20 protein-coding genes are annotated in these 25,421 nt (G+C 51.6%); 14 read left to right on the forward strand and 6 right to left on the reverse strand.

Going from position 1 to position 25,421, the window contains the following annotated elements; all coding sequences use genetic code 11:
• From mepM to AC3G3F_RS03955, 4 genes are all read left to right on the forward strand, one after another.
• Complete coding sequence (mepM, locus tag AC3G3F_RS03940) at positions 1 to 1,320, forward strand: murein DD-endopeptidase MepM (protein ID WP_023248792.1); 1,320 nt, start codon at positions 1 to 3, stop codon at positions 1,318 to 1,320.
• 116 nt (positions 1,321 to 1,436) lie between these two features.
• Positions 1,437 to 2,408 (forward strand): lauroyl-Kdo(2)-lipid IV(A) myristoyltransferase, encoded by a 972-nt coding sequence (gene lpxM, locus AC3G3F_RS03945; RefSeq protein ID WP_023248791.1) that lies wholly within the window; start codon positions 1,437 to 1,439, stop codon positions 2,406 to 2,408.
• Between the two features lie 527 nt (positions 2,409 to 2,935).
• Positions 2,936 to 5,557 carry an inverse autotransporter beta domain-containing protein gene (locus AC3G3F_RS03950; protein WP_488394483.1) on the forward strand — a complete coding sequence of 874 codons (2,622 nt, stop codon included), beginning with the start codon at positions 2,936 to 2,938 and terminating at the stop codon, positions 5,555 to 5,557.
• Between the two features lie 3 nt (positions 5,558 to 5,560).
• Positions 5,561 to 8,374 carry an Ig-like domain-containing protein gene (locus AC3G3F_RS03955; protein ID WP_488394485.1) on the forward strand — a complete coding sequence of 938 codons (2,814 nt, stop codon included), beginning with the start codon at positions 5,561 to 5,563 and terminating at the stop codon, positions 8,372 to 8,374.
• Between the two features lie 489 nt (positions 8,375 to 8,863).
• Here the strand turns inward: AC3G3F_RS03955 and pyk are convergent, their stop codons facing one another.
• Complete coding sequence (gene pyk, locus AC3G3F_RS03960) at positions 8,864 to 10,306, reverse strand: pyruvate kinase (protein ID WP_023246238.1); 1,443 nt, start codon at positions 10,304 to 10,306, stop codon at positions 8,864 to 8,866.
• Positions 10,307 to 10,429: 123 nt separating this feature from the next.
• Complete coding sequence (locus tag AC3G3F_RS03965) at positions 10,430 to 11,299, reverse strand: MurR/RpiR family transcriptional regulator (protein ID WP_001056723.1); 870 nt, start codon at positions 11,297 to 11,299, stop codon at positions 10,430 to 10,432.
• 341 nt (positions 11,300 to 11,640) lie between these two features.
• On the opposite strand from AC3G3F_RS03965, the gene zwf reads away from it, so the two are divergent.
• From zwf to kdgA, 3 genes are all read left to right on the forward strand, one after another.
• Positions 11,641 to 13,116 (forward strand): glucose-6-phosphate dehydrogenase, encoded by a 1,476-nt coding sequence (gene zwf, locus AC3G3F_RS03970; protein ID WP_023246237.1) that lies wholly within the window; start codon positions 11,641 to 11,643, stop codon positions 13,114 to 13,116.
• 234 nt (positions 13,117 to 13,350) lie between these two features.
• Positions 13,351 to 15,162: a phosphogluconate dehydratase gene (gene edd, locus AC3G3F_RS03975; RefSeq protein WP_023246236.1), complete on the forward strand. Its 1,812-nt coding sequence runs from the start codon at positions 13,351 to 13,353 to the stop codon at positions 15,160 to 15,162.
• A gap of 37 nt (positions 15,163 to 15,199) precedes the next feature.
• Positions 15,200 to 15,841: a bifunctional 4-hydroxy-2-oxoglutarate aldolase/2-dehydro-3-deoxy-phosphogluconate aldolase gene (kdgA, locus tag AC3G3F_RS03980; protein ID WP_053508930.1), complete on the forward strand. Its 642-nt coding sequence runs from the start codon at positions 15,200 to 15,202 to the stop codon at positions 15,839 to 15,841.
• Positions 15,842 to 15,938: 97 nt separating this feature from the next.
• Here the strand turns inward: kdgA and purT are convergent, their stop codons facing one another.
• Complete coding sequence (purT, locus tag AC3G3F_RS03985) at positions 15,939 to 17,117, reverse strand: formate-dependent phosphoribosylglycinamide formyltransferase (protein ID WP_226295779.1); 1,179 nt, start codon at positions 17,115 to 17,117, stop codon at positions 15,939 to 15,941.
• A gap of 130 nt (positions 17,118 to 17,247) precedes the next feature.
• Here purT and yebG point away from each other — a divergent pair, with 130 nt between their 5' ends.
• From yebG to ptrB, 4 genes are all read left to right on the forward strand, one after another.
• Positions 17,248 to 17,538, forward strand: coding sequence for a DNA damage-inducible protein YebG (gene yebG / locus AC3G3F_RS03990; RefSeq protein ID WP_023246234.1), 291 nt, complete (start codon positions 17,248 to 17,250; stop codon positions 17,536 to 17,538).
• Between the two features lie 67 nt (positions 17,539 to 17,605).
• Positions 17,606 to 17,959 (forward strand): protein YebF, encoded by a 354-nt coding sequence (yebF, locus tag AC3G3F_RS03995; protein ID WP_053508933.1) that lies wholly within the window; start codon positions 17,606 to 17,608, stop codon positions 17,957 to 17,959.
• A 93-nt stretch (positions 17,960 to 18,052) separates the two neighbouring features.
• Entirely contained in the window at positions 18,053 to 18,712 is a 660-nt protein-coding gene (locus AC3G3F_RS04000) for a tellurite resistance TerB family protein (RefSeq protein ID WP_023178693.1), read from the forward strand.
• A gap of 212 nt (positions 18,713 to 18,924) precedes the next feature.
• Positions 18,925 to 20,976, forward strand: coding sequence for an oligopeptidase B (gene ptrB / locus AC3G3F_RS04005; RefSeq protein WP_023246232.1), 2,052 nt, complete (start codon positions 18,925 to 18,927; stop codon positions 20,974 to 20,976).
• A gap of 38 nt (positions 20,977 to 21,014) precedes the next feature.
• Here the strand turns inward: ptrB and exoX are convergent, their stop codons facing one another.
• The 3 genes from exoX to AC3G3F_RS04020 all read right to left on the reverse strand — a co-directional run bounded on the left by exoX (position 21,015) and on the right by AC3G3F_RS04020 (position 22,728).
• Positions 21,015 to 21,710: an exodeoxyribonuclease X gene (gene exoX, locus AC3G3F_RS04010; protein ID WP_023246231.1), complete on the reverse strand. Its 696-nt coding sequence runs from the start codon at positions 21,708 to 21,710 to the stop codon at positions 21,015 to 21,017.
• A 23-nt stretch (positions 21,711 to 21,733) separates the two neighbouring features.
• Positions 21,734 to 22,390 carry a carbon-nitrogen hydrolase family protein gene (locus tag AC3G3F_RS04015; RefSeq protein WP_023246230.1) on the reverse strand — a complete coding sequence of 219 codons (657 nt, stop codon included), beginning with the start codon at positions 22,388 to 22,390 and terminating at the stop codon, positions 21,734 to 21,736.
• Between the two features lie 107 nt (positions 22,391 to 22,497).
• The gene (locus tag AC3G3F_RS04020) at positions 22,498 to 22,728 is read right to left on the reverse strand and encodes a DNA polymerase III subunit theta (RefSeq protein ID WP_023246229.1); all 231 of its coding nucleotides are present in this window, start codon (positions 22,726 to 22,728) and stop codon (positions 22,498 to 22,500) included.
• A 137-nt stretch (positions 22,729 to 22,865) separates the two neighbouring features.
• On the opposite strand from AC3G3F_RS04020, the gene yobA reads away from it, so the two are divergent.
• The 3 genes from yobA to AC3G3F_RS04035 are packed head-to-tail and all read left to right on the forward strand — an operon-like array spanning position 22,866 to position 24,483.
• Entirely contained in the window at positions 22,866 to 23,240 is a 375-nt protein-coding gene (gene yobA / locus AC3G3F_RS04025; protein WP_023246228.1) for a CopC domain-containing protein YobA, read from the forward strand.
• Positions 23,241 to 24,116, forward strand: a complete 876-nt coding sequence (gene copD, locus AC3G3F_RS04030; RefSeq protein WP_072158693.1) for a copper homeostasis membrane protein CopD — start codon at positions 23,241 to 23,243, stop codon at positions 24,114 to 24,116.
• Positions 24,117 to 24,132: 16 nt separating this feature from the next.
• Positions 24,133 to 24,483, forward strand: a complete 351-nt coding sequence (locus AC3G3F_RS04035) for a YebY family protein (protein WP_023246226.1) — start codon at positions 24,133 to 24,135, stop codon at positions 24,481 to 24,483.
• Positions 24,484 to 25,421: the final 938 nt, after the last annotated feature.

The following is a 25,421-nucleotide window of genomic DNA, read 5'->3' on the forward strand; positions in this document are numbered from 1 at the left end:
GTGCAACAGATAGCCCGCTCTGTCGCCCTGGCATTTAATAATCTGCCCCGACCCCATCGCGTTATGTTGGGGTCACTTACCGTTCTGACACTGGCCGTCGCCGTATGGCGGCCATATGTCTACCACCCGGAATCCGCGCCAATCGTTAAAACTATTGAACTGGAGAAAAGCGAGATTCGTTCCCTCTTACCTGAGGCCAGTGAACCCATCGATCAGGCCGCCCAGGAAGATGAAGCTATTCCTCAGGATGAGCTGGACGATAAAACCTCAGGCGAAGTCGGCGTCCATGAATACGTCGTCTCTACAGGCGATACGCTAAGCAGCATTCTGAATCAGTACGGCATCGATATGGCCGATATTAGTCGACTTGCCGCTTCTGATAAGGAGCTGCGAAATCTGAAAATTGGTCAACAACTCTCATGGACACTGACCGCCGATGGCGATTTACAGCGTCTGACATGGGAAGTCTCCCGCCGTGAAACGCGTACCTACGATCGCACTGCAAACGGTTTCAAAATGAGCAGTGAAATGCAGCAGGGGGACTGGGTCAACAGCCTGCTGAAAGGCACGGTAGGTGGTAGCTTTGTCGCCAGCGCGAAAGAGGCAGGTTTAACCAGTAGCGAAATCAGCGCAGTGATAAAAGCGATGCAGTGGCAGATGGATTTTCGGAAGCTGAAAAAGGGCGATGAATTTTCGGTTCTGATGTCGCGTGAGATGCTGGACGGCAAGCGCGAGCAGAGTCAGTTGTTGGGCGTGCGTATGCGTTCCGATGGCAAAGATTACTACGCCATTCGCGCCGCTGACGGTAAATTCTATGACCGTAACGGTGTCGGCCTGGCGAAAGGCTTTTTACGATTCCCGACCGCAAAACAGTTCCGCATCTCCTCCAACTTTAATCCGCGTCGTCTGAACCCGGTTACTGGACGCGTTGCGCCGCATCGTGGCGTTGACTTTGCGATGCCGCAGGGGACGCCGGTGCTGTCGGTGGGGGATGGCGAGGTAGTGGTTGCTAAACGTAGCGGCGCTGCCGGTTACTACATCGCGATTCGTCATGGACGCACCTACACCACGCGCTATATGCACCTGCGTAAGCTGCTGGTGAAACCGGGGCAAAAAGTGAAACGTGGCGATCGTATTGCGCTTTCTGGTAATACCGGGCGTTCCACAGGGCCGCATCTGCATTATGAGGTATGGATCAACCAGCAGGCCGTTAACCCTCTAACAGCAAAATTGCCGCGTACGGAAGGTCTGACGGGATCAGATCGTCGTGAATACCTGGCGCAGGTGAAAGAGGTTCTGCCGCAACTGCGTTTCGATTAACAAATGTGCTGACAGAGCCGGTACGCGATGTGTACCGGCTTTTTTGTTTTGTGTGAGGCGCAGACGCCGCTACACTATTCACAATTCCTTTTCGCGTCAGCAGACCCTGGAACAGCATGAAAACCCAAAAAAATAATAGAGAATATATCCCTGAATTTGAAAAATCCTTTCGCTATCCGCAGTATTGGGGCGCCTGGTTGGGCGCTGCGGCAATGGCGGGGATCGCATTAACCCCGGCATCATTTCGCGACCCTTTGCTGGCGACGCTGGGGCGTTTTGCCGGACGTATGGGAAAGAGCTCCCGTCGCCGGGCGCTGATTAATCTGTCATTGTGCTTTCCGCAGCGTAGCGAAGTTGAGCGCGAAGCAATTGTCGATGAAATGTTCGCCACCGCGCCGCAGGCGATGGCGATGATGGCTGAGCTGGCGATGCGCGGTCCGAAAAAAATTCAACAGCGTGTTGACTGGGAAGGTCTGGAAATCATTGAGGAGATGCGGCGTAACGACGAGAAAGTCATTTTCCTTGTGCCGCATGGCTGGGGTGTGGATATTCCGGCCATGCTGATGGCCTCGCAAGGGCAAAAAATGGCGGCGATGTTTCATAACCAGGGTAACCCTGTTTTTGACTATATCTGGAACACGGTGCGTCGGCGTTTCGGCGGACGTTTACATGCGCGTAATGACGGGATTAAACCCTTCATTCAGTCTGTTCGCCAGGGCTACTGGGGTTACTACCTACCGGACCAGGATCACGGCCCGGAGCATAGTGAATTCGTTGATTTCTTTGCAACGTACAAAGCGACGCTGCCTGCGATTGGTCGGCTGATGAAAGTGTGTCGCGCACGCGTGATACCGCTTTTCCCGGTTTATAATGGTAAAACGCATCGCCTGACCATCCAGATTCGCCCGCCAATGGACGATCTTCTCACCGCTGACGATCACACTATCGCCAGACGAATGAACGAAGAGGTCGAAATTTTTGTTGGCCCGCATCCGGAACAGTACACCTGGATTCTGAAATTGCTCAAAACTCGAAAGCCGGGCGAGATCCAGCCGTATAAGCGTAAAGATCTTTATCCCATCAAATAAATAAAGCCTCTCGTAAGAGAGGCTTTATATTGTGTATACCCCGTCCTGAATAGCGTTGGCACATTTTGCTTATACACGTGATGAACCAATAAGTTAACGCACACAACACGATGACTCACTGTTGTTTAAACCGGTCGTCGTTGAACAGGTCGAAAAAGGCGAAATGACATACCGCCAGCGGCAGCATACAAACGAACGCGTCGCTAAAACTGAAGGTTAATGGAAGGCTTACTATAATAATTATGGATAATCAATAAATTACCCATAATAGAAAATAAAATAGCTCTCTTGAAGAATATTATTTTTTGTCTCTTCATAGCGAATGCCGGATCTATTATTAATTATGGGGGCAGCTATAAATCTCCTTCTTTTAGATCATTTAAATAATGTAACTGTTTGTTATTTTATGATGTTAGAAAAACTAAATTTATAAATAAGAAATCATAAAACTGCTTCCTGAAAAAATATTAATATACTCTCAAGTGGTTTTTATTCTACCTCGTCATTAACCTAAAAGGACTTTGGCTATGCGTTTTTCCACTCGATTTACGGCCTGCATACAAATATGTGTTCATATAATATTTTTATTTATTAACTCTTTTGTATTTTCATTCCCGATCAGAGCGGAAACTACCCCCCCGTCAGCGCCACAGACAACGGTCACAGCGGCATCAAACACGGCGAAAGAAGACGATGCAGGTAAGAATCTCGCGAATGTGCTTTCCAGCACTGGTGCTATGTTGAATCAGGATAACAAAACGGATGCATTAATCAATTCTGCGATTAATAATGGATCTGCTTACGCCACTAATGCAGTACAAAACTGGCTTCAGCAATTTGGTACGGCGAGGGTAAATCTGGGTCTCGATAACGATCTGTCGCTGGAAAGTGCTAGCCTGGATATACTGTTGCCGCTTTATGATGACAAGAAACACAACCTGTTATTTACACAATTAGGCGGAAGACGCGATGACGATCGTAATATTATCAACGCAGGCGTGGGCTACCGCTATTTCGCCGACCACTGGATGTGGGGCGTTAACGCATTTTATGATCAGCAAATCTCCAGTGTTACCCACCAGCGTCTGGGTTTCGGCGGCGAGCTTGGCTGGGATTATTTCAAGCTGAGCGCCAACGCCTATCAGCGTCTTTCTGGCTGGAAAGATTCGAAAGACCATACTGATTACGAAGAACGTGTCGCCAACGGCTATGATGTGCGAGCCGAAGGCTATTTACCAGCATATCCGCAGCTAGGCGCTCAGTTGATTTGGGAGCAGTATTATGGCGATGGCGTTGCTCTGTTTGGCGATAGCGACGACGACCGTCAACGTGATCCTTATGCTTTGACCGCAGGCGTTAATTACACCCCGGTTCCGCTGTTTTCCGTTGGCTTAAATCAAAAAATGGGGAAAGGCAATCATAACGATACTCAAATTGAGATGGCGGTTAACTGGATGCTCGGCTCGCCGCTCAATGCTCAGCTCGACGCCGATAATGTCAAAAACCGCCGCACACTTCTCGGCAGTCGCCTTGATTTGGTTAATCGCAATAACACTATCGTGCTGGAATACCGCAAGAAAGAGTTAATTTCGCTGAAAGTGCCGGAAAAAATGACCGGCGTGGAAGATGAAACCCTGCCTGTCAACGTAACTGTGAAGAGTAAATATCCTCTCGATCATATCACCTGGCAGGATGATAGCCTGATACAGAACGGCGGCAACATCACCGAGGAAAATGGGACGTGGACGGTTACGATGCCGCACTACGTGCAAAATGGTGCCGAGAAGAATATGTATGTTGTCGCCGCCACGGCATACGACAACCAGGGTAATAAATCTGACGTCAGCCATATGACTGTCGCCGTGAGCGGCTTTAACCCTAATGACATTGTTACCGCAACCACAGCGGCCAGCACAACTCTGCCGGCAGACGGCGTCAGCACCACGCAGGTGAGCGTTACTGTTACGTCCGGTAGCGGGCAAAAAATTACCGGCCTCGCCAGTAGCCTTAGCGCCCAGCTCATTCGTAACACGCAGATTCAGGGGGCATCGGCGGCCTCGCCGGTAGCGGAAAAAATCAGCGAGTTTAAAGAGCAATCGCCGGGCGTGTACGTCAGTACCTTCACCGCAGGCACCCAGCCTGGCGCGGTTATCGTTCAGCCTCTCTACAATCAGACGACCAAGCTCAACACAACCACCATTAACCTTACGGCAGTGAAAGACACCGCGCATTTCGCCACACTTGATGCGTCCAAAACCACAGCGCTGGCGAATAGTCAGGATGCGATTTCAATGACTGCGCACGTGGTGGATGCGATGAATAATCCTGTTCAGGGCGTGACCGTGCACTGGGAAAGCGACAATGCTGGCGCGATGCTAAACACACCATCAAGCACAACGGATAGCCAGGGTAATGCCGTCGCCTCTGTCACCAGCGGTCAAATCATAAGCACAACGGTGAGTGTAACGCTGGATAACGGCGAATCCATGCAGAGTAAAACGCTGCAGTTTACGGCCGACGCCAGCAGCGCAAAAGTCATAAAAATTGATGCCGATAAAACCCTTGCTCTCGCCGATAATCAGGACGCTATCACCGTCAGCGCGATGGTCACTGATGCCAGCCAGCACCCGCTGGTGAACCAGCCCGTTAACTGGGCGATCGATTCGGCCAGCGGCAGCGCTCACCTGGCGGATAAACAGAGTAATACCGATGAAAATGGCATCGCCACTGTCACGCTGAAATCAGCGAAAGCCGGACAGGGCATCGTTTCGGCCTCAACAGGCGACAGCGAAGCGTTAAAAACAGATACGCTAACCTTCCTGCCAGACGTTAAAACCGCGACATTGAGCAGCGTAACGGTCAGCAAAACGTCAGCTCTCGCGAACGGGCACGATCCTGTGACGTTCAACGTAAAGGTTGAAGATGCCAATAAAAATCCATTAAAAGGAATACAAATTAGCTGGGCAACCAGCAGTACCCAGGCCAGTCTGTCCGCCACCTCCACCAGCACGGACGCGCAGGGGGAAGCGACAGTAGATCTGACTTCCACCGCCGTAGAAAACGTGACGGTGACCGCGACACTGGGAGAACAATCGCAAACTTCGCCCACGGTTAATTTCCTCGCCGATGACGCCACAGCATCCGTTTAGTCAGTGAATGCCGACAAAACCCAGGCGGTTGCTAACCAAAACGACCGGATTACGCTGACAGCTCACGTTATCGATGCCAATGAGCACCCTGTCGCTAACAGCGCAATTGAATGGAAAATCGTGGAAGGACAAGGCACGCTGAGCACCACGCAAAACAGCACCGACCAGCAAGGTGATGCCATTGTAACGCTGGTCTCATCCGTGCAGGGTAAGGTCGTCGTCTCAGCCAGCGCCGCAACCGGCGGGGCGGTTAATTCGCCCGACCTTCTGTTTACCGCAGATACCGCAACAGCCAAAGTGACTGACATTACTGTAGATAAATCGACGGCTATCGCCAATGGTAAAGACCAGATTACCTACACCGCCACCGTGACGGATGCAAAAGGCAATCCAGTTAAGGAACAGGACGTTAACTGGAAGGTAACGCCTGCCACGGCAAAACTGTCTGCAGTAACGACCCAAACGGACGTGAACGGAACCACTACGGTGACGGTGACAACGCTGAAAGCAGGTGACGTAAACGTCACCGCCCAGGCAACTACGGGCGCGGCGTGGAATGCGCCGGTAACCACATTTACCGGTGATACCGCTACCGCACAGATAGAAAACATCACCGTGAGTAAAACTACCGCCATCGCCAATGGCGTGGATAGCATTACCTATACCGGCACCGTTATCGATGCCAACAGCAATCCTGTTGCAGGTGTTACTGCAAAATGGTCGGTCAGCCCGGCTACGGGCAAGCTGTCAGCCACCACCAGCACCTCTGACATCGCAGGTAAAGTGACCGTCGCCTTAACATCTACCGAGGTAGAAAATTACGTGGTGACCGCAGAAGTCAATGGTAACCCTGAAAACGCCGAAACCGTTAACTTTACCGCTGACGCCGGATCGGCCGCCATCCGAACGCTTACGGCAAATAAAACGGACGATATCGCCGCAGGAAGAGACACTATCACTCTTACCGCAACGGTACAGGATGCGTCGGGGCACCCTATTGCGAACGCTAACGTGAACTGGTCATCCGATAATACTTCGGGCAACTTCAGCGAAACCACCACGGCCACGGATGCCCAGGGTCAGGCGATTGTCACCTTTAGTGGCACACTCGCACAGGTCACAACTGTGACGGCGAGTAGCGTGAATGACAGTGAGAAAACCATTCAGCTCAACATCGTACCGGATCAGTTGAGCGCGAAAGTGGTCTCGATCACCTCTCCGGAACATGACTACGATGCCATAGCCAATGGAATGGACGCGATTAACTTAACGGCCACCGTGAAGGATCAATACGGCAACGTCATCAATCAGGGCGACGTAGCCTGGAGTCTTGACCCGGCGAGTTCTGCACAGCTCTCTGCCGACACCGTACCCACCAATGCCGAGGGCAAATCTACCGTATCCGTTACTTCAGAGAATATTGTCTCATGCAAAGCGGTCGCCACGTTCAATGGCATCAGTACACACTCGGTAACGATGCGTTTTATCGCTGACAGCACGACAGAGAAGCTCTCGCAAATCACTGCCAGCAAAACGACGGATATCGTCGCCGGAAAAGACGTCATCACGCTTCAGGCCGCCGTCACCGACGGGAATAACAATCCCGTCGCTAACGCGACGGTAAATTGGGGGACTGATAGCAGCGGAGGGGCATTCCAGCCAGCCGACAGCAGCGTCACCGACAGCAATGGTTTAGCCAGTGTGACTTACACAGATACCAAAGCCGGTACAACGACTGTCGGGGCGGGTATCAACGATTCTCAGAAAGAATTACAGTTGAACGTTATCGGTGATGTTGACACCGCAACGCTCTCAAACATTAAGGCCGATAAAACCCAGGCCGTAGCGGACAACACCGACACGGTCACCTGGTCCGTTACCGTGAAGGACGGTTACGGCAACGTTCTGCCGTCAACGGCGATTAACTGGAGCAGCGACGACCCGGATCTGACGCTTACGGCCAATAGTAGCGTAACCAACGAGCAGGGTATTGCCTCCATTTCAGGCCATACGTTGAAAGCACGTGATGCGGTGGTGACAGCAACCGTTCCAGGTAATGGCAAAACGCTGTCAGCCGCTAAAGTGACCTTTATTGGCGACGCGAAAACGGCAACGCTGCTTTCACTGACAGTGGATAAAACCGACGCACTCGCTAATGGCTCTGATACTGTTACCTATACCACTCAAATTGAGGATGTGAACCATAACAGTGTGCCTAATGCTGCCATTAACTGGCAGACCACGCTGAACAAGCTGTCAGCGTCAACAACCAATACTAACAGTTCTGGCGTCGCCACAGTGAAACTAAGTGGTAATGATGTTGGTCAGGCCACGGTAACAGCATCGATCAATACGTCGTCATTAAAAAATGACCAGGTGAAGTTTATCAACACCATTGAAGATACATGGTACGTCACAACGGATTCATCAACCTATACGTCTTCGGCAATCAAAGGTTATCCCGATTTAGGTTTTGTCACCTCTGCGCCCACAACGGGCCCGACAGAACTGGACTGGGCGCCTTCTGGCAATTATTCTAAAGTCTCAACGCCCGTGACGCTGGTAGATAACAGTGGGCAGCAGTATACGGTTAATCTCAAAGGCTATCGTCAATCGGATTGTTCACAACGTCCTCTTAACGCTGCCGTGGGATGTAGCAGCTCAGGCGGGTACCGGGCCGGATTTATATGGAGCCGCAGCGATAATCAGGCTATCCCACCGGGTCATTACTCTGGACTGATCCATTTCTACGGACAAGACTGGCATACCAGTTGGGCGTTTGAATACCGATTAACGTTGGATTTAACTATTAACTGACAGCGAATAAAAAAGCGAGCCACAAGGTTCGCTTTTTTATATCCGTTGCCCCGCCCTGAATAACGTTGACACATTTAACGTATAGACAGATGAAAGTTTGATGAATCAAAAAGTTAAACGCACACGGCGCGATCACTCTCTATCCTTTAAACTGGCTGTCGTTGAGCAGGTCGGAAAAGGCGAAATGACATACTGCCAGGCGCAAAACCGCGGGCAACCATACTGTGCTGAACTGGCTGAACAAACGGTTAACCCGACTGGCTCACGTCCTCTTCACTCAGAAAGTGCGGAACCAGAAGATAGAGAACAGGCAAGAAGGATGGTCAGGGAGTCGGTAGAAATTTACAACACATAGCGGCTTCATCTGTCGCTACAATACAAAACGCCCGATGAGGTTCATCGGGCGTTATAAGACTGAAAAGTGTCAACCTATTCCAGGACTCGTCAGTAATACCTGATGGCGCAACGCTTATCAGGCCTGGGTGAGTTTTACTCAACGGTCAAAATACGCGTGGTATTGGTCGAACCTACGGTGCTCATTACATCGCCCTGGGTCACGATCACCAGGTCGCCGGAAACCAGATACCCTTTATCGCGCAGCAGATTAACAGCTTCATGCGCCGCGACAACGCCATCAGCCGCGCTGTCAAAATGCACCGGCGTTACGCCGCGGTAGAGCGCGGTCAGGTTCAGCGTGCGTTCATGGCGTGACATGGCGAAAATCGGCAGGCCGGAGCTGATACGGGAAGTCATCAGCGCGGTACGACCGGATTCCGTCATGGTGATGATCGCGGTAACGCCTTTCAGATGGTTTGCCGCATACATCGCAGACATGGCAATGGCTTCTTCGACATTGTCGAACTGCACGTCGAGACGGTGTTTAGACACATTGATGCTGGGGATTTTTTCTGCGCCCAGGCAGACACGCGCCATTGCGGCAACGGTTTCAGACGGATACTGACCGGCTGCGGTTTCGGCAGACAACATAACCGCATCAGTGCCATCCAGTACGGCGTTCGCCACGTCCATCACTTCTGCACGGGTTGGCATTGGGTTAGTGATCATCGATTCCATCATCTGGGTTGCAGTGATGACTGCGCGGTTCAGTTGACGCGCACGGCGAATCAGCGCTTTCTGTATTCCGACCAGTTCCGGATCGCCGATTTCAACGCCCAGGTCGCCACGAGCGACCATCACCACGTCAGATGCCAGAATGATGTCGTCCATGGCGTTTTCATCGCATACCGCTTCGGCGCGTTCGACCTTAGCCACGATTTTCGCGTCGCAGCCGGCGTCGCGTGCCAGTCGGCGTGCATAGTTCAGATCTTCGCCGCAGCGCGGGAAGGAGACGGCCAGATAGTCAACGCCTATCAGCGCAGCGGTCTGAATATCGGCTTTGTCTTTTTCGGTCAGTGCTTCGGCAGAAAGCCCGCCGCCGAGCTTGTTAATGCCTTTATTGTTAGACAGCGGGCCGCCGACGGTGACTTCGGTAAAGACTTTCATGCCCTGGACTTCAAGCACTTTCAGCTGCACGCGACCATCATCAAGCAGCAGGATATCGCCGGGAACGACGTCTGCCGGCAATCCTTTGTAATCAATGCCGACTTTTTCTTTGTCGCCTTCGCCTTTACCCAGGTTCGCGTCTAACAGAAATTTGTCCCCAATGTTGAGGAACACTTTGCCTTCTTTGAAGGTGGAAACGCGAATTTTTGGCCCTTGCAGGTCGCCTAAAATAGCCACATGACGCCCCAGTCTGGCGGCAATCTCACGGACTTTATCAGCACGCATTTTATGATCTTCCGGCGAGCCGTGAGAGAAGTTCATACGTACTACGTTTGCGCCCGCGGCGATAACCTTCTCAAGGTTGTTATCGCGGTCAGTTGCCGGGCCTAACGTGGTAACGATTTTGGTTCTGCGAAGCCTTCTGGACATGTAATACTCCGTTGACTAAAACAACTTGGTGTTGCGTGAACATTGATCCGGTCGTTCTGAAACCTTAACGGTATAAAATGAACGTCCCCGGATGACGAAAAGGGTAGAACATTGTTATTGCTTTTAGCGGTCATCACTCCTGGTGAGTAATTCTTTATCAAAACGCGATTCCTTGAGCGCTTCCTTGACACGCTTCAAGTTATCTCTGAATTTTGCCCCACGGCGCAAAGTAAATCCCGTTGCCAGCACATCTATCACGGTCAGCTGAGCAAGTCGAGAGACCATAGGCATATAAATGTCTGTATCTTCCGGTACATCGAGGGTAATGGCCAGCGTGGCTTCGCGCGCCAGCGGGGTTCCAGCGGAAGTCAGGGCGATCACCATCGCATCGTTTTCCCGCGCCAACTGCGCCAGCTCCACCAGGCTCTTGGTTCTGCCAGTATGAGAAATAAGCACGACGACGTCATCATCGCTACAATTCATACAGCTCATTCGTTGCAGCACGATATCGTCGGAGTAAATCACCGGTACATTGAAGCGAAAAAACTTGTTCATGGCGTCATGTGCGACCGCGGCGGAGGAACCAAGACCGAAAAAGGCGATTTTTTTTGCCTGGGTCAGTAAATCGACCGCGCGGTTGACGGCCGATTTATCCAGCGACTGGCGAACATGGTCGAGGCTGGCCATGGCGGACTCGAAGATTTTTCCTGTATAGGCCTCAACGCTGTCATCTTCATCCACATTGCGATTAACATAGGGGGTGCCATTTGCCAGACTTTGCGCCAGATGCAGTTTAAAATCAGGAAAGCCGCGGGTATTCATACTGCGACAGAAGCGGTTCACCGTCGGCTCGCTAACGTTGGCTTCCTGGGCCAGCATGGCAATGCTTAAGTGAATCGATCTGCCGGGGGCGGCCAGAATAACATCGGCGACTTTTCGTTCAGATTTGCTTAAATGTTCCAGTTGAGACTGGACTTTTTCCAGCATATTCATGATTAGCAAGGCTCATGGGTATTAGCGATTTCAATGATGCGCGAAACCGAGCGCGTTTTGTTAGATATTACCCCTGGCGACTGCCGAAGGGAGCAAAATGGTTAAAAAAGGTGTCGTTTTTTTTCATTACATGATCGATGTCGGATTTTAGGTTCCGGCTTGTGTGGAAAAACGACAATTTTATTAGGCGTTTTGCCGATTATATTGCCAGTCAAACGTCAGTTCACCCATGAAAAGGCGTTTACGGTTTCCGTAATCTCGTAAAAGCAGTACAGTGCTGTGTAATAAAATTACAACGATCTCCTGGCTAAAGTACCAGGAGATTAACTGAGGAGAATGACATGGCGGTAACGCAAACAGCCCAGGCATGTGACCTGGTCATTTTCGGCGCGAAAGGCGACCTGGCGCGCCGGAAACTGCTGCCTTCCCTGTATCAGCTTGAGAAAGCCGGCCAGATCCATCCGGATACCCGTATTATTGGGGTAGGGCGCGCGGACTGGGATAAAGAAGCCTATACCCACGTCGTGCGTGAAGCGCTGGAAACCTTCATGAAGGAAAAAATCGATGAAGGATTGTGGGATACGCTGAGCGGCCGTCTGGATTTTTGTAATCTTGACGTTAACGATACGCCTGCGTTTAGTCGCCTGGGCGATATGCTGGATCAAAAAAACCGCACCACCATTAACTATTTTGCGATGCCGCCCAGCACCTTTGGCGCTATTTGTAAAGGGTTAGGGGAAGCTAAACTCAACGCCAAACCGGCGCGCGTCGTGATGGAAAAACCGTTGGGTACTTCACTGGCAACCTCGCGCGAGATTAATGATCAGGTTGGCGAATACTTTGAAGAGTGTCAGGTGTACCGTATTGACCACTATCTGGGCAAAGAAACGGTTCTCAACCTGCTGGCGCTGCGTTTTGCCAACTCGTTATTCGTTAATAACTGGGATAACCGCACTATCGATCATGTTGAGATTACCGTAGCGGAAGAGGTGGGGATTGAAGGGCGCTGGGGATACTTTGACCAGGCCGGCCAGATGCGCGATATGATCCAGAACCACTTGCTGCAAATTCTCTGCATGATTGCCATGTCACCGCCGTCTGACCTGAGCGCCGACAGCATTCGTGATGAAAAAGTGAAAGTGCTGAAATCGCTGCGTCGTATCGATCGCTCCAACGTGCGCGAAAAAACGGTTCGTGGTCAATACACCGCTGGTTTTGCGCAGGGTAAAAAGGTGCCGGGCTATCTGGAGGAAGAGGGGGCGAATAAAAGCAGCAACACCGAAACTTTCGTCGCGATCCGCGTTGACATTGATAACTGGCGTTGGGCGGGCGTACCATTCTATCTGCGTACCGGTAAGCGCCTGCCAACCAAGTGCTCTGAAGTCGTGGTTTATTTCAAGACGCCTGAACTGAACCTCTTTAAAGAGTCCTGGCAAGACCTGCCGCAGAACAAACTGACGATTCGCCTGCAGCCGGATGAGGGCGTAGATATTCAGGTGCTTAACAAAGTGCCGGGGCTGGATCATAAGCATAACCTGCAAATCACGAAGCTTGATCTGAGCTACTCCGAGACCTTCAATCAGACGCACCTGGCGGATGCATATGAGCGCCTGCTGCTGGAGACGATGCGTGGCATTCAGGCACTGTTTGTCCGCCGTGACGAAGTGGAAGAAGCCTGGAAGTGGGTGGATTCCATTACCGAAGCATGGGCGATGGACAACGATGCGCCGAAGCCGTATCAGGCGGGCACCTGGGGACCGGTAGCGTCCGTGGCGATGATTACCCGTGACGGTCGTTCATGGAATGAGTTTGAGTAACTTTGCCACTTACTCTTAGGTGTTATTTTACCGGTAACATGATCTAACACAGATTGTAGAATCATTTTTGCACTTTTAAGCCTCGTGTGGATTCACCCGCGAGGCTTTTTTTATTACACTGCCTGAAACGATTTTGCCCCATTATCGCCGGACATCATGTAGTTCGCTGTCTTTCCACATTGATGAAACACATAGTAAACCCGGTAGTCGGACAGCTAAATTTCAGGAGCCTCTATGAATCCTAATTTGTTACGCGTAACACAGCGAATTGTTGAACGCTCGCAGCAGACCCGAAAAGCCTATCTTGCCCGTATTGAGCAGGCGAAAACCGCCACGGTTCACCGCTCTCAATTGGCCTGTGGCAACCTGGCGCATGGCTTCGCCGCCTGTCAGCCAGAGGACAAAGCCTCGCTGAAAAGTATGTTGCGCAATAATATCGCCATCATTACTTCCTACAATGACATGCTCTCTGCGCATCAACCGTATGAACATTATCCGGAGATCATTCGCCAGGCGCTGCATTCCGTGAACGCGGTAGGTCAGGTCGCAGGCGGCGTACCGGCAATGTGCGATGGCGTTACGCAAGGGCAGGACGGCATGGAGTTGTCATTACTCAGCCGCGAAGTGATAGCGATGTCGGCGGCGGTAGGGCTCTCTCACAATATGTTCGACGGCGCGTTATTCCTCGGCGTATGCGACAAAATCGTCCCGGGGCTGGCGATGGCAGCGCTCTCTTTTGGTCATTTACCCGCGATTTTTGTTCCGTCAGGCCCGATGGCGAGCGGCCTGGCGAATAAAGAAAAAGTCCGTATTCGTCAGCTATATGCGGAAGGAAAAGTAGACAGAATGGCGCTGCTGGAGTCGGAAGCCGCCTCTTACCATGCGCCGGGCACCTGTACATTTTACGGCACCGCCAACACCAACCAGATGGTGGTGGAGTTTATGGGGATGCAGTTGCCGGGTTCTTCGTTTGTGCATCCGGATGCGCCGCTGCGCGAGGCATTGACTGCCGCTGCCGCACGTCAGGTAACTCGTCTTACCGGCAATGGCAATACGTGGATGCCGCTCGGTAAAATGATCGACGAGAAAGTCGTGGTGAACGGCATTGTCGCGCTGTTGGCTACCGGCGGCTCCACCAACCACACCATGCATCTGGTTGCGATGGCGCGCGCGGCGGGAATTCTGATCAACTGGGATGACTTCTCGGATTTGTCGGAAGTGGTACCGTTGATGGCGCGCCTGTATCCGAACGGCCCGGCGGACATTAACCACTTCCAGGCGGCGGGCGGCGTACCGGTATTGGTACGCGAGTTGCTCAATGCCGGATTGCTGCACGAAGACGTTAACACTGTCGCAGGCTTCGGCCTGAAACGCTATACGCTGGAACCCTGGCTCAACAACGGCGAGCTGGACTGGCGTGAAGGCGCGGAAACGTCACTGGATAGCGATGTGATTGCCTCTTTTGATAAGCCATTCTCTCCCCACGGCGGCACTAAGGTACTGAGCGGTAATCTGGGACGCGCAGTGATGAAGACGTCTGCGGTACCGGTTGAAAATCAGATCATTGAAGCGCCTGCCGTGGTATTTGAAAGTCAGCATGATGTGCTGCCTGCGTTCGACGCGGGTCTGCTTGACCGGGATTGTGTCGTTGTCGTGCGTCATCAGGGACCAAAAGCGAATGGAATGCCAGAATTACATAAACTCATGCCGCCACTTGGTGTATTATTGGACCGCTGTTTCAAAATCGCGTTAGTTACAGATGGACGACTTTCAGGCGCTTCGGGTAAAGTGCCTTCAGCTATCCACGTAACGCCGGAAGCCTACGATGGCGGCTTACTGGCAAAAGTGCGCGATGGCGACATCATTCGCGTGAATGGACAGACAGGTGAGTTAACTCTGCTGGTCGACGAGGCAGAACTTGCCGTTCGCCAGCCTCATATTCCGGACCTGCGCGCGTCGCGCGTCGGAACGGGACGTGAGTTGTTCGGCGCGCTGCGCGAGAAGCTGTCGGGTGCGGAGCAAGGCGCAACCTGTATCACTTTTTAAGATGACACATTTGTAATCAGGCGAGAGAAGAATTCCGATGAAAAACTGGAAAACAAGTGCAGAAGCAATCCTGACCACCGGCCCGGTTGTCCCGGTCATTGTAGTCAATAAACTGGAGCACGCGGTGCCAATGGCTAAAGCGCTGGTGGCCGGGGGCGTTCGCGTTCTGGAAGTGACCTTACGTACGGCGTGCGCGATGGATGCTATTCGCGCTATCGCTAAAGAAGTGCCGGAAGCGATTGTCGGCGCCGGAACCGTTCTCAATCCGCAACAGTTGGCGGAGGTGACGGAAGCGGGCGCGCAGTTTGCGATTAGCCCGGGATTGACTGAGCCACTGTTGAAAGCCGCAACGGAAGGTACGATTCCATTGATCCCCGGTATTAGCACCGTTTCCGAACTGATGCTGGGCATGGACTATGGTCTGAAAGAGTTCAAATTCTTCCCGGCGGAAGCGAATGGCGGCACCAAAGCGTTACAGGCGATTGCCGGTCCGTTCTCTCAGGTACGTTTCTGCCCAACCGGCGGCATCTCTCCGGCAAACTATCGTGACTATCTGGCGCTGAAAAGCGTGTTGTGCATCGGCGGCTCCTGGCTGGTGCCGGCCGACGCGCTGGAAGCGGGTGATTACGATCGCATCACCAAACTGGCGCGTGAAGCGCTAGAAGGCGCAAAGCAGTAAGCCGTTAAATGCCCGATGACGCTTGCTTATCGGGCCTATGAGTTGCGAACTGTAGGCCTGATAAGACGCGCTAGCGTCGCCATCAGGCTATGGCGCATTAGCCTTTTACTATCACGCGGCTGACGGCCTTTTGCGCTCTTATCACCGCCTCTTCAACGTTTTCACCTGTCGCTAACGCTACGCCAAGACGACGGGCACCGTCGATCTCTGGCTTACCAAATAGCCGCACCTGCACTCCTGCCCCTACCGCCGCGTGTACATTATCAAACGTCACATTCTGACTGGTAAGCTGCGGCAGAATCACGGCTGAGGCCGCGGGGCCATATTGGCGAATAGCGCCTACCGGCAGCCCTAAAAAGGCGCGTACATGCAGCGCAAACTCAGAAAGATCCTGAGAAATCAACGTCACCATTCCGGTATCGTGCGGGCGAGGGGAGACTTCGCTGAAAATAACTTCATCGCCACAGACGAAAAGTTCAACGCCGAACAGACCATGACCGCCTAACGCCAGCACCACATGACGGGCAATCTCTTGCGCCCGCTTCAGTGCCAGTTCGCTCATCTGCTGTGGCTGCCAGGATTCGCGATAGTCGCCATCTTGCTGACGATGACCGACCGGCGCACAGAAATGTACGCCATCGACGGCGCTAACGGTGAGCAACGTAATTTCAAAATCAAATTTAACCACGCCTTCCACAATCACGCGACCCGTGCCAGCGCGTCCGCCCTGTTGAGCATACTCCCATGCCTGCGCGAGCTGTTCGGCTGAGCGGATAAAACTTTGGCCTTTGCCGGAAGAGCTCATAACCGGTTTGACGATGCAAGGAAAACCCATTGCGGCTACCGCATCATGAAAACTGGCCTCACTGTCGGCAAAACGATACGCAGATGTCGGCAGACCTAATTCTTCTGCGGCCAGGCGACGAATCCCTTCGCGGTTCATCGTTAACTGCGTAGCACGGGCGCAGGGCACAACATTCAGCCCTTCGTCTTCCAGCTCACACAGCGTATCGGTGGCGATCGCTTCTATTTCTGGCACGATATAATGCGGTTTTTCCACTGTAATCACATGACGTAGCGCCTCGCCGTCCAGCATATTAATGACGTGTGAACGGTGAGCCACATGCATGGCGGGAGCGTCAGGATAGCGATCGACGGCGATAACCTCGATTCCCAGGCGTTGGCATTCAATCGCCACCTCTTTTCCCAATTCTCCTGCACCTAATAACATCACCCGCGTTGCTGCCGGACGCAGCGCTGTGCCTAATAGCGTCATATTTCTGTCCCCTGATTTACCTGCGCGCAGTATATACGAAAACGTTTGCGTCTGTCTTTTCGAATAGATTGCTTTTCTTGCTGTCTCACAATATACTGTATATAAACACAGTTAACTAAGGGGCTGCAAAATGGCGGTTGAAGTTAAATACGTAGTCATTCGCGAGGGTGAGGAGAAGATGTCATTTACCAGTAAAAAGGAAGCCGACGCCTGGGACAAAATGCTCGATACTGCCGATCTTCTTGATACCTGGCTTGAGCAGTCGCCAGTCGTGCTGGAAGATGGGCAGCGCGAAGCGCTGTCGCTGTGGCTGGCGGAACATAAAGAGGTGTTAAGCACCATCCTGAAAACCGGTAAGTTGCCTTCTCCGCAGGCGGTTGAAAAGCACGCCGTGAGTAAAACGAAAAAGCAAGCCGCGTGAACCCACACTTGCGCTCCCGGCGTTTTGTACCATGCTTTTCCTGAACCATTGTGCTAAGGAGAAAAGTATGAATAAAAGAGGAGCGTTGTTGAGCCTGCTGTTGCTATCCGCCAGCGTATCGGCATTTGCGGCATCCACCGAGAGTAAATCGGTTAAGTTTCCGCAGTGCGAAGGGCTGGATGCCGCCGGGATTGCGGCAAGCGTGAAGCGCGACTACCAGCAAAATCGTATCGTGCGGTGGGCAGACGACCAAAAAAAGGTCGGGCAGGCTGACCCGGTCGCGTGGGTTAATGTGCAGGACGTTGTCGGTCAAAATGATAAATGGAATGTTCCACTTACCGTTCGCGGTAAAAGTGCCGACATTCATTATCAGGTCATCGTTGATTGCAAAGCTGGTACGGCGGAATATAAGCCTCGTTAGTAGCGTAATTTGCGCTTCTTTTGCCGGAACAGACAATTCCTGACATCCCCTCAGGTACGCTTGACCATTATTGGTCTGTATTTGAGGGGTACTATGGCTAACTGGTTGAACCAATTACAATCACTTCTTGGGCAAAAAGGCGCTTCCGCCTCGTCTTCCGGTGAACAGGGGCTAAATAAATTGCTGGTTCCCGGCGCGCTGGGCGGTCTGGCGGGACTGTTGGTCGCCAATAAGTCTTCGCGCAAATTATTAACCAAATATGGTACTGGCGCTTTGCTGGTGGGCGGTGGCGCGGTGGCGGGTTCCGTATTGTGGAATAAGTACAAAGATAAAGTACGCGCTGCGCACCAGGGAGAGCCGCAATTCGGCAGCCAAAGTACGCCGCTGGATGTTCGCACTGAGCGACTGATCCTGGCGCTGGTTTTTGCTGCAAAAAGCGACGGGCATATTGATGCCAAAGAACGCGCGGCGATTGAGCACCAACTGCGAGAATCAGGTGTGGAAGAGCAAGGGCGTGTGTTTATCGAGAAAGCTATCGAGCAGCCGCTTGATCCACAACGTCTGGCGCAGGGCGTTCGCAATGAAGAAGAAGCCCTTGAAGTCTACTTCCTGAGCTGCGCCGCCATTGATATTGACCACTTTATGGAACGTAGCTACCTGAATGCTTTAGGAGACGCGCTAAAAATTCCTCAGGATGTTCGGGACGGTATCGAGCAGGACTTGCAGCAGCAAAAACAGGCGCTACCTGGCTGATAACCTGCCATTAAGTAACATGTTTCGCTTGCATCATGCGTGTCTTTTGCCACCCTTATAGGATGGATAGTTTACGTCATTCATGTTGCAGGGTAGCGGCGAAGCAGTGACATCTCAGGCGCTTACCAAGGTGAGTGACCGGGATGACTATGCTAAGTCGCTGTGTTTGCCGCGTGATATATAACAAATATTAACGCAAAAGAAAAAACGACATGTTGCCAAAAGCCAATCGAATTCCCTATGCCATGACCGTACATGGCGACACGCGCATTGATAATTATTACTGGCTGCGAGATGACACTCGCTCGCAGCCGGAAGTCCTTGATTACCTGCATCGGGAAAATGAGTATGGCCGGAAGGTCATGACCTCTCAGCAGGCGTTACAGGACCGCATTCTAAAAGAAATTATCGATCGCATCCCGCCCAAAGAAGTCTCCGCCCCGTATGTGAAAAACGGCTATCGCTACCGTTATGTCTATGAACCCGGCTGCGAATATGCCATCTATCAACGACAATCGGCGTTAAGCGAAGAGTGGGATGGATGGGAAACCTTGCTTGATGCGAACCAGCGAGCCGCACACAGCGAATTTTATACGCTCGGCGGACTTGCCATTACGCCGGATAATACCATCATGGCGCTGGCAGAAGATTATTTATCCCGCCGTCAGTATGGGTTGCGTTTTCGTAACCTCGAAAGCGGTAACTGGTATCCGGAACTGCTGGATAACGTTGCGCCTGAATTCGTCTGGGCCAATGATTCCCTGACCCTTTACTATGTGCGTAAACATAAGAAGACCTTGCTGCCCTATCAGGTTTGGCGGCACACGATTGGCACTCCGTCGTCGCAAGATGAGCTGGTATATGAAGAGAAAGACGATACCTTTTATGTCAGCCTGCATAAAACCACTTCGCAACATTATGTGGTGATTCATCTTGCCAGCGCCACCACCAGCGAAGTGCTATTACTTGACGCGGAACTGGCCGATGCCGAGCCGTTTTCATTCTTACCGCGCCGCAAAGATCACGAATATAGTCTCGATCACTATCAGCACAAATTTTACCTGCGCTCTAACCGGAACGGTAAAAACTTTGGGTTGTACCGTACCCGCGTACGCAATGAAAACGCCTGGGAAGAGCTGATCCCTCCGCGCGAGCATATTATGCTGGAAGGGTTTACCCTATTTACCGACTGGTTAGTGGTAGAAGAGCGTCAACGTGGCTTAACCAGCCTGCGGCAAATTAACCGTAAAACCCGTGAAGTGATAGGCATCGCCTTTGACGATCCGGCTTACGTGACGTGGCTTGCCTATAATCCTGAACCTGAGACCTCCCGGCTGCGTTACGGCTATTCTTCAATGACGACGCCAGATACCTTGTTTGAACTGGATATGGATACTGGAGAGCGACGGGTACTTAAACAGACGGAAGTGCCTGGGTTTGATTCTGGCTGTTATCGGAGCGAACACCTGTGGATCACCGCGCGCGACGGCGTCGAAGTGCCGGTATCGCTGGTTTATCATCAGAAGTATTTTCGTAAAGGGCAAAATCCGCTTCTGGTTTACGGCTACGGATCTTACGGTTCCAGTATTGACGCAGACTTCAGCAGCAGTCGACTGAGCTTGCTGGATCGTGGCTTTGTTTACGCTATCGTACACGTTCGCGGTGGCGGCGAGCTGGGGCAGCAGTGGTATGAGGATGGCAAGTTCCTCAAAAAGCGGAATACCTTTAATGACTATCTTGATGCCTGCGATGCCTTATTAAAACTGGGCTACGGTTCGCCTTCGCTGTGTTACGGGATGGGCGGGAGCGCGGGCGGAATGCTAATGGGCGTCGCTATCAACGAGCGTCCCGAGCTTTTCCACGGCGTTATTGCTCAGGTACCGTTTGTTGATGTATTGACCACGATGCTGGATGAGTCTATCCCATTAACGACAGGAGAGTTTGAAGAGTGGGGGAACCCGCAGGACATTGAGTATTATGACTATATGAAAAGCTATAGTCCCTATGACAATGTTAAAGCGCAGGACTATCCGCACCTGCTGGTGACAACCGGATTGCACGATTCTCAGGTGCAATACTGGGAACCGGCGAAGTGGGTGGCAAAATTACGCGAGCTAAAAACGAACGATCATCTGTTGCTATTATGTACCGATATGGACTCCGGCCACGGTGGTAAGTCGGGGCGGTTTAAATCCTATGAAGGCGTCGCGCTGGAGTTCGCCTTTTTAATCGGCCTGGCGCAGGGAACCTTATATAGCGCGTAAACGCGCGTCTCGTAACGGCTTGTGAGTGTCGTTGGCTATTATGGTGTCCCATTGCCGCGTTGCTCGCCAGCCTGAACATCCTCCAGATAGTGTTTAAGCGTCAGGCGAAGTTCCGGGCTCATATTATCAAGGTTATTAAAAAGCCAGCGCAAATAACCCGGGTCGCGTTTTGCGACTTCAGATACCGCCTTACCGCGGTATTTACCGAACGGGAAAGTGGTTAACAGCGCAGGACGGCCCGTGATATTGACCATCTCTTCCGCGGTCCAGCCGGTGGTTCGCATAATATCAATCAGCAAGGCAGCGGTGATATAGCAATCATAAAGCGCCCGGTGATGATGCAGCCCCGGCGGCGTTTGTACGCTTAACTTGCGTGATTTATAGAGTGCCATATTGCTGTATTTTATTCCCGGCCACAGGCGTCGCGACAACTTCATGGTACAGATCCACTCACCCGGCAATTCTGGTAATACGCGTCTGTCGAAACTGGCATTGTGGGCGACATACCACTGACTACCGTAATAAAGTGGTATGACATCTTCAATCCACGGTTTATCAGCGACCATGGCTTCGGTAATGCGATGTATCGCCATCGCCTGCGGCGTAATAGGGCGATCGGGACGTATCAGGTGACTCATGGGATTGACAATGTTGCCATCAATGACATCAACAGAGGCTATCTCTACGATCCCGCCCTGCAGCCCGCAGGTTTCCGTGTCTATTATCCGCAACATGATTCATTCCTCACCGAAAGACCTTAGCGTAATGGAATGATATCGCCTTGCCAACCCTCCGTTGTGCGCAGACCTGTCAGTAATAACGGACCGCTATCGGCACGAACAATAAGTTGCCCGCTTTCATCCCACAGCGAGCTACTGCCACAGGCATTGGCCATCAGTACGGCCAACGCATATTTATGCGAAAAACGTTGTAAGCGTGCTGTAGAAGCATGTAGCTCAGGATCGTTAAGGCATTGACTGGTTGTGAATAACGTAAATGACGGGTCTATATCAACCCCTTCGGGCTGCTCATCCACCACGTTGATAGCGCTTCGCTGCCTGGCAATACAGGCCCCATGACTTTTGTGAAACACGAGCGGCGACGTTATCCACGGGGCAAAAATGGCGATGCCTTTTACGAAGCGGCAATTATGCTCGACAGGCATGCCCACAATGATAGTCATACGGTGGGTATTGGCCGCATGAGTGAGCGGCTGTAAAAGCGCCTCATCAGGCGGGGCGGGCAATGGTTTATTTCTTTCGTCGCATCCTAATAGCGACAGTGACGGAAAGACCAGTAGTTCGCACTGTTGACGAGCTGCAAGCTCAATATATTCCAGATGATGGGCGACATGTTCCGCCGGCGAGGCGTTCACGGGCGCATATTGCGCAGCGGCAATTTTCCAGGATGACATAATGACTTCCTTTTCATAGTCTCTACAGCCATTCTAAAAAGCATAGGTTAAGAATCGCCTTATAATGTAGTCAACTGCATGTAAGGAAGTGTAACGTTATATAATTTTTATTTAACCCTGGGTTCGTAGGGTAGCCGGGATAGGGATACGGAAGCCAGACGGTGGGCAATCAGCCGCTCGCGAAACCAGGCGCGTAGATGCTCTGGCTGTTCACGTTCAACCGCTTCCGCTACAACCGGCATATTATAGCGCTCTTTAAATGCCACCCCGGCTGCCGCCAGGTCCACATTGACTTTATCCATTTCTGCTTGTTCAAGCTGAGCCAGATTCGTTTTCATACGCGTCTCCTTTTTTGTTGCCGCCAGAAGGTACTAAGAGTCCGTGGTAATGGCAAGATGGAAATGATCATCCTCGACTCATTGATTGTTGAAGGTTATTCTCTGTAACGTAGGCATAACAAAAAGGAATAGTGAATATGGCTTTTTCTGCACCATCGCGACGTTTAGCTTTACTTTTATTGGCATCGACATTTGCGACGCCAGCGGCCTGGGCGCATGCGCACCTGACGCATCAATACCCGGCGGCGAATGCTGCCGTCACGGCTGCGCCACAGGCGCTGACCCTGAACTTTTCTGAGGGGATTGAGCCCGGATTCAGCGGCGCAACAATTACCGGCCCTCAGCAAGAGTCCATCAAAACGCGACCGGCAAAGCGAAACGAACAGGATAAAACGCAGTTAATTATCCCGCTCGAGCAGCCGCTAAAACCCGGCACTTACACGGTAGACTGGCATGTTGTGTCGGTGGATGGGCATAAAACAAAAGGGAAATACACCTTCAGCGTGAAATAAATGATGCTGACATTCGTCTGGATAACTCTCCGATTTATTCATTTTACCAGTTTGATGCTGGTCTACGGCTGTGCGCTTTACGGCGCCTGGCTGGCGCCAGCATCAATTCGTCGTTTAATGACGTGTCGATTTTTACATCTGCAACGACATGCCGCCGCCTGGAGTGTTATCAGCGCGGCTTTTATGCTGGCGATTCAGGGCGGGCTGATGGGCGGCGGCTGGCCCGATGTGTTTTCCGTCTCGGTGTGGAGCGCGGTACTGCAAACCCGTTTTGGCGCGGTCTGGATATGGCAAATTATCCTCGCGTTGGTCACGCTGGTGATGGTGGTCATTGCGCCGGTAAAAATGCAGCGACGGCTTCTTATTCTGACCGTTGCTCAGTTTATTCTGTTGGCAGGCGTTGGACATGCGACGATGCGCGACGGCGTACCGGGAACATTACAGCAAATTAACCATGCGCTGCATTTACTCTGCGCTGCATCCTGGTTTGGCGGGCTGTTGCCAGTGGTTTATTGTATGCGCATGGCTCAAGGACGCTGGCGTCAGCAGGCCATTAGCGCCATGATGCGTTTTTCTCGTTATGGTCACTTTTTTGTGGCGGGCGTATTGCTCACAGGCATTAGCAACACGCTATTTATCACGGGATTTACTGCCATCTGGCAGACCACCTATGGACAGTTGCTTTTGTTAAAATGTGCGCTGGTAGTGCTTATGGTGGCAATTGCGCTGACGAATCGGTATGTTCTCGTACCACGTATGCGACAGGAAAATCCCCGGGCTGACATATGGTTTGTCAGGATGACGCAAATTGAATGGGGAGTCGGAGGCATAGTCCTGGCGATCGTCAGCCTGTTTGCAACCCTCGAACCTTTCTGATGGACTGGCATAACGAATGAAAAAAATTCTACTCCCGCTGCTTCTGCTGGCAACTTCAGGCGTTGCGCTGGCGGCGCCGCAGGTGATTACCGTAAGTCGTTTTGAAGTAGGAAAAGACAAGTGGGCGTTTAATCGGGAAGAGGTCATGTTGACCTGTCGGCCAGGCCAGGCGCTCTATGCGATCAACCCCAGTACGCTGGTGCAGTATCCCTTGAATGACATTGCCGAACAGCAAGTGGCGGAAGGTAAAACGCGCGCTCAGCCTATTGCCGTCATTCAAATGGATAACCCGGCGAAGCCCGGTGAGAAAATGAGTCTGGCGCCGTTTATCGAACGTGCGGAAAAGCTTTGTGATCCATCCAAATAGCTGACTGATTTTTAATAAAAAACCGTAAACCTTCACGAAAAGGGTTACGGTTTTTTTATCTCTGATGACAAACATGGCGGCAGATTTTTTCAATCACCTTCGTCACAAACTGGAAAACCTGGCGTCGTCATCTATTCTTAAAGGGCAAGGCGACTTAGCCTGCATTAATGCCAACTTTTAGCGCACGGCTCTCTCCCAAGAGCCATTTCCCTGGACCGAATACAGGAATCGTATTCGGTCTCTTTTTGTTTTTAAATCAATAGCTTACAACGCTGAATCCGAAATTTTTCCGAATTACTGTATTCTGGCCTTTTTGGTTATATCACATCCAAATCCAGTTTAACATTTCTTTTACAGCAAAATCAGAGCATCACGTAAGCTTTATTATCGCGTTCATCGAGATAGAGTTTCGTGGTGTTCTCTGAGGTGTGGCCCAGGAGTTTTTGGGTGAATTCCTCGCGAGCTGTCAGAACGTGAAATTCGGCGTCTTATGGCGACTGCAGAGGGCTTTATTGAGGGGGAAAAGAAAAGTATTAGTACGGGCCGCAAAAAGTGCGCTACGCTGGTATGAGTTGAATTTCTGACCTCAACGAAGATCCCCCAGATCATAGGGGCTTGTTTCTTGCCACTTTCAGAGGAAAGTTAATAAAACAGCGTGTTCGTTACGAAAAAACGCTATGCAATTTTCACTCTGTTCTATGCATTTTTTATTCAGTTTGTTTTGACCATATAGCCATCGAAAATAACCATCTCATGGTCGTTTCAACGTGGACGGGACCCGTCTTGTTACTGCAAGTTTAAAATGTCACCCGATTCCACAAAGTAGAAATGTCACTTACCGACTGTAACTAACTGATATTAAAATTGTCATACTGGTGTCGTGTTCGTGTCATGATGATGTCGTTGCCATAAACGGTCAGCACTGCAACAATAATCAA

This window comes from Salmonella sp. FC25216 (assembly GCF_057751355.1).